Annotated in this window: 8 protein-coding genes and 1 other RNA gene; 5 read left to right on the forward strand and 4 right to left on the reverse strand. The window is 36.5% G+C overall.

The features are described from left to right. Positions 1-238: 238 nt before the first annotated feature. Genes pdxH through KG732_RS08470 form a run of 4 tightly spaced genes read left to right on the forward strand, consistent with a single transcriptional unit; the run spans position 239 to position 4,327 of the window. On the forward strand, positions 239-883 hold the full coding sequence (gene pdxH / locus KG732_RS08455) for a pyridoxamine 5'-phosphate oxidase (RefSeq protein WP_213522443.1): 645 nt from the start codon (positions 239-241) through the stop codon (positions 881-883). Then, positions 883-1,368 carry a histidine phosphatase family protein gene (locus KG732_RS08460; protein ID WP_213522445.1) on the forward strand — a complete coding sequence of 162 codons (486 nt, stop codon included), beginning with the start codon at positions 883-885 and terminating at the stop codon, positions 1,366-1,368. Before pdxH ends, KG732_RS08460 begins: the two co-directional genes overlap by 1 nt. Then, positions 1,365-3,413, forward strand: coding sequence for a polyphosphate kinase 1 (gene ppk1, locus KG732_RS08465; RefSeq protein ID WP_213522447.1), 2,049 nt, complete (start codon positions 1,365-1,367; stop codon positions 3,411-3,413). Before KG732_RS08460 ends, ppk1 begins: the two co-directional genes overlap by 4 nt. Then, positions 3,413-4,327, forward strand: a complete 915-nt coding sequence (locus KG732_RS08470) for a Ppx/GppA phosphatase family protein (protein ID WP_213522449.1) — start codon at positions 3,413-3,415, stop codon at positions 4,325-4,327. Before ppk1 ends, KG732_RS08470 begins: the two co-directional genes overlap by 1 nt. Before the next feature lie 309 nt (positions 4,328-4,636). Here KG732_RS08470 and dnaX read toward each other — a convergent pair whose 3' ends face one another. Further along, on the reverse strand, positions 4,637-6,478 hold the full coding sequence (gene dnaX, locus KG732_RS08475; protein ID WP_213522451.1) for a DNA polymerase III subunit gamma/tau: 1,842 nt from the start codon (positions 6,476-6,478) through the stop codon (positions 4,637-4,639). A gap of 92 nt (positions 6,479-6,570) precedes the next feature. Between dnaX and rnpB the strand changes: the two genes are divergently transcribed. Continuing rightward, an RNA gene (rnpB, locus tag KG732_RS08480) (RNase P RNA component class A) lies at positions 6,571-6,898 on the forward strand. Between the two features lie 30 nt (positions 6,899-6,928). Here rnpB and KG732_RS08485 read toward each other — a convergent pair. From KG732_RS08485 to KG732_RS08495, 3 genes are all read right to left on the reverse strand, one after another. After that, on the reverse strand, positions 6,929-7,531 hold the full coding sequence (locus tag KG732_RS08485) for a YkgJ family cysteine cluster protein (RefSeq protein WP_213522453.1): 603 nt from the start codon (positions 7,529-7,531) through the stop codon (positions 6,929-6,931). 499 nt (positions 7,532-8,030) lie between these two features. After that, positions 8,031-8,534: a GNAT family N-acetyltransferase gene (locus KG732_RS08490; RefSeq protein WP_213522455.1), complete on the reverse strand. Its 504-nt coding sequence runs from the start codon at positions 8,532-8,534 to the stop codon at positions 8,031-8,033. Further along, on the reverse strand, positions 8,534-8,821 hold the full coding sequence (locus KG732_RS08495) for a DUF1778 domain-containing protein (protein WP_213522457.1): 288 nt from the start codon (positions 8,819-8,821) through the stop codon (positions 8,534-8,536). The genes KG732_RS08490 and KG732_RS08495 overlap by 1 nt, the downstream gene beginning before the upstream one ends. Between the last annotated feature and the right edge of the window lie 93 nt (positions 8,822-8,914).

Raw genomic sequence — 8,914 nt, forward strand, 5'->3', positions numbered from 1 at the left:
ACAGTTTTTTTAAACACGCCGAGGCGTGAAGCGCATTGCCTTAAATGATAGGTCACCAAATTTGTAACATTCAACCAAAAAAACGACACACTGTTTTTTATATGTTCCCTTTATACACGCTAATAGGGGTGTCTCGCTTTCGCGAAAGCGAAATACTTTTCATAGTTGACATATTTACGAAATGTTTGTTATTTCAAAACAAGCATTTAATGTAAATTGCAGTAAAATAAGTGACCCCATGCAAAGAGACCTCCAAAACTTGCGTAAATCCTATGAAAAAGATGCGTTACTGGAAAATAATTTACCAGAAAGTCCCTACATTTTATTTGATTCTTGGTTTCAAGAGGCTACATCATCCCTTGAAATTGACGAGGCAAATGCAATGAGTCTTTGTACTCTCGGCGTTGATGGTTTTCCTAAATCACGTATTGTACTTTTAAAGGAAATTTTGGAAGGTAAATTTTTGTTTTATTCTAATTATACTTCAGAAAAAGGTGCTGCTATGGAAGCCTACAATAAAGTGAGTCTTCATTTTTTTTGGCCGTCATTAGAACGTCAGATTATAATTAAGGGACATGTGAATAAGGTCTCCAAAGAAAAGTCTTTAGATTATTTTCATTCCAGGCCAAGAGGAAGTCAAATTGGCGCTTGGACTAGCGATCAAAGCAGCACGATCTTATCTCGAGAACAATTGGAAGAACAGCTGCTGTATTTTGAAGAGAAATTCAAAGATCAACCCATACCCTTGCCAGATTTTTGGGGGGGATATGACTGCGATCCTGTAAGTTTTGAATTTTGGCAAGGAAGACCGAACAGGCTTCACGATCGCATTTTGTTTGAATTGGAAAATGATCGTTGGGCCTTTAAAAGATTACAGCCTTAATGAAGCGTTTAATAGTTATAAGACACGGTAAATCAACATGGGAGCTACAGGTGCGAGATCACGATCGCGTGCTCACACAACAAGGCATTGATGATGCTCATTCTATAGGAAACGCATTAAATGACCTGGATTTAACTCCAGATCAAATATGGACGAGTACTGCGGCTCGAGCGCTACAAACAGCCACTATAGTCAGTGAATACATCGATTATAGACTTACAAAGCTCCAACTTAAAAGAGAGTTGTACACCTTTTCAGGTAACGATTTGATGGATGTTATCGCTACAGCAGAGGACACTATAGCCACCCTTGTTATTTGTAGTCATAACCAAGGAATAACAGATCTGGTAAACGATTGGGGAAGCATTAGATTTGACAATGTACCTACCACCGGTGTTGTTGTTATAGATTTTGATTCCAACTCTTGGTCTTCCTTAGGCAAGGGTACTACAAAATTTCATTTATTTCCTAAATTGCTAAAATGAATACATACTTTAATAGAGAATTGAGCTGGCTGCGATTTAACGCAAGAGTATTACAAGAAGCAAGTGATAAAAACGTACCTCTTATAGAGCGCTTGAGATTTTTAGGAATCTTTTCAAATAATCTTGATGAATTTTTTAAGGTGCGCTATGCGACCATACAACGCATTCAAAAGGCTGGAAAAAATGCCACAAAATCTTTAGGAGGAATAAGTGCAGAAGACTTATTAAAGGAAATCAATGAAATGGTTATCGTTGATCAAGCTCATAGTTTTACGGTTCTTGAAGAGCTGGAAGACGAACTTAAGAAGGAGAAGATTAGCTTGGTAGATGAGACAGAAGTACTTACCGAGCACGAAGACTTTATAAGAACCTATTTTAATGAAAAAATTAGCCCAGCCATAGGTACCATTATGATTGATAATGAGGTAGATTTCCCTCTTTTGCGAGACGGATACGGTTATCTCGCTGTGCGCATGCTTATGACAGATGACAGTATTAGGTACGCTCTTATAGAAAAGCCAAAGTATCTGAATAGATTTGTAGTATTGCCTCAAATACCAGGTGATGATAGGCAGTACATCATACTCATCGATGACTTGATCAGGCACCGCATGCATTATATCTTCAATATTTTTGATTATAAAGAAATTGAAGCACACATGATTAAGGTGACCTTGGATGCAGAATTAGATATGGAATTGGATCTCAAGAAAAGTTTATTAGAAAAAATACGTCGCAGTGTTCACGATCGCAAAGATGGAGATCCGGTGCGATTTGTTTACGACCGCCATATTCATGAAGATACCTTGCATCTTATCATGAAAAAATTACAAATCGATAACCACGATAGTATCATTCCAGGGGGTAGGTATCACAATAGAAGAGATTATTTGAAGTTTCCTAGTTTAGGAAGAACCGATTTGCTTTATGAACAACTACCAGCTTTACCTATTAAAGATGTGAAAATTAGAGGCTCTCTTTTGGAAAGAATAGCTCAAAAGGATATCCTGCAATACACTCCTTACCACACATTTGCAAATACCATTAAGTTTTTAAGAGAAGCCGCTCTTGACCCGCAAGTAAAGACGGTAAAAATAACAATTTATAGACTAGCTGAAGTTTCTCAAATAGCAGGATCTTTGATTAATGCTGTAAAAAACGGGAAAAAGGTAACCGTCTCGATCGAGTTACAAGCTAGATTTGATGAACAAGCCAATATTAATTATGCAGAGTTAATGCAAGAAGAAGGTGTTCATATGATCTTTGGAGTTCCAGGATTAAAAGTGCATTGTAAAGCTTGCTGTATTACTCGTGAAGAGGAGGGTAAAATTGTGAGATACGGTTTTATTTCGACAGGTAATTTTAATGAATCTACCGCTGGAATTTACACCGACTATACCTTGTTTACTGCAAATCGAAAAATATTAAAAGAAGTAGAGCGAGTATTTGATTTCTTTGAGGTCAATTACCGACAGCATCACTATAAACACCTGCTGGTTTCTCCTAATTATCTCAGAAATGGTATGGAACGATTGGTTCGTCGAGAGATCGCTTTCGCGAAAGCGGGAAAATTTGCTAAAATACGCATGAAAGTTAATTCTTTCTCAGATTTGAAAATGATTGATTTATTCTATCAGGCCTCCAATGCAGGAGTTCAAATAGAACTGATAGTTAGAGGAATATGCTGCCTTGTTCCTGGGGTGAAAGGAATGAGTGAAAATATTAAGGTGATAAGTATCGTCGACCGGTTTTTAGAGCATCCTCGTGTGTATCGATTTTATAATCTAGGGCAAAACGACCTGTATATATCTAGTGCAGATTTAATGGCCCGTAATCTAGACAGTCGTGTCGAAATAGCTTGTCCTATATACGACGAAGACATTAAGGCCGAGATTATAGCTACCATGGATATTTGCTGGAGTGATAATGTGAAAGCAAGAGAAATCTGTGAAAAACAACTCAATCACTATGTGGTTAATAATGAACCACCTGTTCGATCTCAATATGCCACATATGAGTTTTATAAAAATCAAATTAGTAACTAATGGCATTTGAAATTAGAAAATATGGAGCAATCGATATAGGAACCAATGCTATTAGATTGCTCATTGCAACCATTACTTTATATAATGATGAGCCGCCAGTTTTTAAAAAAACAAGCCTTATTAGGGTTCCCGTAAGACTGGGTCAGGATGTGTTTACTACAGGCAGTATTTCCAAAGAAAATACTGCTCGCATGATAGATGCTATGAAATCTTTCCAATTATTAATGGGTATTCATCAAGTTAAATCTTATAAAGCTTATGCTACTAGCGCGATGAGAGAAGCAAACAACGGTATCGATGTAGTAGCACTTGTTAAAAAGGAATCTGGCATTCACATTGATATTATCGATGGATCTCATGAAGCAGCCATCATTGCAATGACAGATTTGCATGCAGTGATTGATGAAAGTAAGGTATTTCTCTATGTAGATGTAGGTGGTGGTAGTACCGAGTTTACTTTATTTGCATACGGTAAAGAAATGGTATCCAGATCTTTTAAAATTGGCACCGTACGATTGCTTAATGATTTGGTCAATAAAACACTATGGGATGAAGCTCAGCTATGGATTAAGGAGGTAACGGCTCCTTATGACCGAATTGATTTAATAGGCTCAGGAGGTAACATTAATAACATCTTTAAAAGTAGCGGTAAAGCTATAGGAAAGCCGCTATCTTACTTTTATTTAGCTAATTACTACGAGCAACTTCAAAATTATAATTATGAAGAGCGCGTGTACCACCTCAACTTGAATCACGATAGAGCAGACGTGATTATACCCGCTTGTCGCATCTATTTAAGAGCTATGAAATGGAGTAGGGCTAAAAATGTATACGTTCCTAAAATAGGTCTGACTGATGGTATTATAAAATCGATTTACAATGCTACCAAAGATAAAAACAAAGGATATTACTAGAACAGCATAAGGCTATCGCTAGATGAACTTTTGCATATTTTTGATGTATATCAAAGGATTTTTATGATCGTTGAGAGTAAGCAGTTGTTTTTCTTTATTATTTCCAGACACTTATCAAGCACATGCTCCTCTTTATATTGAAGTATCTTTAAAGCCAGGGTTTTCTTTTATTTTTCTGAAGAGTGAGCCATTTTTTATACTACTGGAAAATGGATGCTAGCAAAAAATGTCTTTTATCGCTTATCAATGCGACGAGAAGGTAGCATCCTATAAATCGTTAATGCAGGGATTAGTTGTGTTTTCTTATGATTAAAAATCCAAATCAAAGGTTCTTCTCAATAAGTCTATCGCAGGATTTTTCTCCACGAGCTTGGTGAACTTATCTTGGTCGGTGTACACATATTTTTTAGTAATGCTTTTATCTACGGCTATTTCAAAATCTATAAGGTAGTTATTCAACTCGCGTTTCAAGTATTCTAGGATTTGTCCTTGTGATTTTTCTAGATCTTCCTTCATAGATTTGTTAGGAAAACGCAACATTACCGTGGTACCTTTAAGAACGGGTTGATCTGCATTGATGATACTGGCTAGAATGAGCTGTCCTTTTTCTTTCAGTTGGTCGACATATTTTGCCCACACCAAGCTCAATTGCTCTTGAGTAAACGCCTCTTCAGGAAGTTGATGGTGCGCTGCCTTTTTATATTTTTGTTGAGCAATATGAGTGTTTTTCTCCTCTATTCCTTGTATGGAAAAGCCACTTATTTTTTTCTTGCTTTTATCAAGTAATGCTTTTCGTTTCTCTTCAAGAGAGGTAGATATCGCAGGAGTAGGTAGTTCTAAAGGAACCTCTTGCTTTTTTTCTTGCTGATAGCCTTCAGGAGTTGTACGGTTTTCGGTATTTTCAAAATGCTCGTAGGTTGTGGAATTCTCCTGGACTTGAGGGCTAGTTTCCTGAACGACTGTTTTTACCTCTTTCTTTTCTTCTTTTACTTCAAGAGAAGTAGGTAAAGAAGAAGGACTTGGGTTTGCAACAGTAATGTGTTCCAATTGTACAGCCGGTATGATGTACTTTACCTCATTTTTTTTTTCTCCATCAGAGGTGATGGAGGCAAGTTGCATTAGTGTTAATTCTATCAGCAGCCTCTGATTGCGACTGGATCGATAATTGAAGTCGGCTTGATTTGCTATTTCGATTGCTTGTCTTAAAAAAGGAAGGTCAACTTTTTTAGACTGTTCTAAGTACTTTGCTTTTGTATTTTCTCCAACCTCGAGTAAAGGAATAGTACGCTCATCTTTACCCACCATCAGATCTCTAAAATGGGAGGCTAGACCACTTACAAAGTGCTGTCCATCAAATCCTTTAGACATGATAAGATCGTAGTCCACTAACAATTGCGGAATGTTATTTTCTAGCAATAATTCTGTCACAATAAAGTAAGTATCTCTATCGAGCACATTTAAATTTTCAGTAACGGCTGCAACCGTGAGGTATTTTCCAGAAAAACTGACCACACGGTCAAAAATGGAGAGGGAATCTCTTAAAGCACCATCTGCTTTTTGAGCAATGATTTGTAACGCATCTTCCTCTGCAAGAATACCCTCCTTAATGGATATGCGCTTTAGATGCTCTCGCATAGCGCTTACCGTAATGCGTTTAAAATCAAATATTTGACAACGAGAAAGTATAGTTGGAATAATTTTATGTTTCTCTGTGGTGGCAAGTATAAATATGGCGTGTGCAGGCGGTTCTTCTAATGTTTTAAGAAAGGCATTAAAGGCCGCATTAGAAAGCATGTGTACCTCATCAATGATATAAATCTTGTAGTTACCAACTTGAGGAGGGATACGCACTTGGTCGACAATACTTCTTATCTGGTCGACACCGTTATTAGAGGCAGCATCCAATTCAAAAATATTGAAGGCAAAATCTTCGTCTGGATCATAATCACCACTTTCATGGTTGATCTTTTTTGCGAGAATTCGGGCACAAGTGGTTTTACCTACTCCTCTAGGACCTGTAAACAGCAACGCTTGCGCTAGGTGATTGCTTTTAATTGCATTCTCCAGCGTCTTTGTAATAGCGCCTTGACCCACGACATCTTCAAAGGTTTCAGGACGGTATTTTCTAGCCGATACTATAAATGGTTCCATAAGTCAAAGATACTTTTCTATGATCTTTTAGATGGGTTTTCTAAGCCTATAATTTCTGTGAATTATCAACATTTATTAACTAGTTTTGTAGCTTAGCAGGTCGCCTTATCGATCTTGCGCAAGCGAGGTAGGAAAGTCCGGACACCATAGGATAACATAGCGGCTAACGGCCGTCGTTTTGTTTTCGCTTTCGCGAAAGCGAGATAGGACTAGTGCAACAGAAAGTATGTACAGGTAATGCTGTAGTGAAACCAGGTAAACTCTATGTGGTGAAATGTCGCGTAAATCAGAGCTTGAGTGCGATCCGCGCGATTCTGAAGGGTAGGCAGTTAGAGATAACGAGCAATCGTTATACCAGATAAATGATAAGGTGCTTAAGTAATTAGGTAACAGAATCCGGCTTATAGACCTGCTATTTTTTTTCATTATAATCGATAAATGATCATCAGATCAGACCACTTTTTTTCCTGAAATTGGAAAAGGTCGGTAGGCGTAATAGTGTAACACTTCTTCTATAGCCATTTTAAGTGCCTTATTGATAGGTAGTATGATGGTTCCTAAATGAAAATCGATTTGATTTAATTGCATGTAATAGGTCGAAAAAACAGGAACCGTTAATCCTTTAGAAATAGCTTCTTGGGTAGCATTATAAGCTTCTGTCTGGCCTTCTTTGATGATTTTACAAGTAGCTATTCTCAATTTGCCATATTTATCAGTACTCGCAGCACTTCCAAAAAGCCTACAGATCAAACCTCGGTACTTATAATCACTACAACGGCCTTGGTCAATAACAGATAAAGGTTGGTAAATCCTACAAGTAGTGCTGGTGTTTTCTTTTAATTCAAGCAGCATTTTATCTGCTTCCCCATTTAAAAATAAATGAAACGCCCAAGGTAAAAACTCTAGAGGAGAAGCTTCAACATCAGGATAGGTACAACATTTACCACAACCAGATACACAACTCATTCCAGATGCTTTGGCAAAGGCAGTTGTCTCTTGCTCTAATTGGTAAAAAAGACCTTCTACCAGTTGTATTTTGCGCTCTATGGACATTATTTTTTTAGGAAAGGTAATCTTATTAAGACCTTGTTGTGTTGAATTGTGAACCTATTTTTGAGCATATTTTTAATTTGATTAATGACTCATTATAACTTGTATCCAGTGAGGGTTATTAAAAGTAGGATTCAAAATGGAACCAGTTGGTTTATGGCAATCTTTCAATTTGTAGCGACTATTTTTTTGATGTCTTATTCAGTCTTAAACATCTTGATACGCATAGTTATCCTTTTGAAAAGGGAAAGGTTTAGATGCATGCTGCTGTACTTTCTTCTTTTCATCTGTTGGATAAGGTGATGGATCTTCTCTTTTTTATGCATCTTAGTACGATTGTGATGTCCAAAGAGAGGTGTGTTCCTAACGGTCTAGGCTATGCGTAGTGCGGGATTTCAAGGCACTTCACTTTCCGTTTAGCAGTTAGTTTATTTAATGTAATTACTCTCATATAAGCACTTATGCCCGCATTACGTATAGCCATTGTTGGGCACAGTATTTTTTATTCAAATAATTGACTAATTGTTTTCATTGGTAAAAACATTTTTCCGCTATCTGGAAGTTTTATAAATCCATATTTATTATAAAAGTTTTCAGCCTCTTGGTCAATTGGGTCAACAACTACAGCAAATGAACCAATAGTTTTAGATATTTCGTAACTTCTTTTCAAAGCATCTATTAATATTAGCTTGCCAATTCCTTGCCCTTGAAATCTATCTTCAATTGCTAGTCTTCCAAGCAATGTTGTTGGGATTGTTTCATAAGAACGAGGTAGTTTTTTTCTAATTTGTCCTGGAATAAATTCCGAAGCAACACTATTGTTTGACAACGTATAATAACCTTTGATTAGGTTAGTTTCCGTTTCATTAATTACAAAACAAGCAGAAAGTTTTCTTTTTACATCTTGATTAGCTTGCTTTTGAATGTAAGTGTCTAACATTTCTTTTCCACAAGAAAAGTCTGATTTTTTATGTGTCGAATTTAATGGTTCTGATATTTGACTCATTAAGAAAAAAGAGCTTTAAATTCATTTGCAGCTTTAGAAAGTTCATTGTTTGGTGCTTTTGGATTTAGCACAGCATTAAAAAATATTTCACTATCTTTTTGAGAAGCAATTATACGTTCTCTTTCGGATATAATTTCTTTAGCTTTTTCTTGAACTGCTATTACTACAAAATCAGTTAAATTTCTATATCCACCTAATCGAGCCGCTCTTTCAAAAAAAACTTTTTGTTCCTTAGAAAGTCTAGTATCAAATCTTGCGTCTTTAGTATTTAATTCTTTAGTTGCCATAATATTGTTTTTTACAAATGTACGTTCAATTTCTGTACAAAACAAATTATTGTACGTTTTATTTACGTACGTTTATATTGTGCTCAACGGTTT

This window comes from Nonlabens sp., assembly GCF_018401815.1.
Taxonomy (GTDB): Bacteria; Bacteroidota; Bacteroidia; order Flavobacteriales; family Flavobacteriaceae; genus Nonlabens.

Bases quoted from the DNA above. Each gene is read 5' to 3' on its own strand.
- pdxH (WP_213522443.1), top strand. From the start codon at position 239: ATGCAAAGAGACCTCCAAAACTTGCGTAAATCCTATGAAAAAGATGCG.
- KG732_RS08460 (WP_213522445.1), top strand. From the start codon at position 883: ATGAAGCGTTTAATAGTTATAAGACACGGTAAATCAACATGGGAGCTA.
- ppk1 (WP_213522447.1), top strand. From the start codon at position 1,365: ATGAATACATACTTTAATAGAGAATTGAGCTGGCTGCGATTTAACGCA.
- KG732_RS08470 (WP_213522449.1), top strand. From the start codon at position 3,413: ATGGCATTTGAAATTAGAAAATATGGAGCAATCGATATAGGAACCAAT.
- dnaX (WP_213522451.1), bottom strand. From the start codon at position 6,478: ATGGAACCATTTATAGTATCGGCTAGAAAATACCGTCCTGAAACCTTT.
- KG732_RS08485 (WP_213522453.1), bottom strand. From the start codon at position 7,531: ATGTCCATAGAGCGCAAAATACAACTGGTAGAAGGTCTTTTTTACCAA.
- KG732_RS08490 (WP_213522455.1), bottom strand. From the start codon at position 8,534: ATGAGTCAAATATCAGAACCATTAAATTCGACACATAAAAAATCAGAC.
- KG732_RS08495 (WP_213522457.1), bottom strand. From the start codon at position 8,821: ATGGCAACTAAAGAATTAAATACTAAAGACGCAAGATTTGATACTAGA.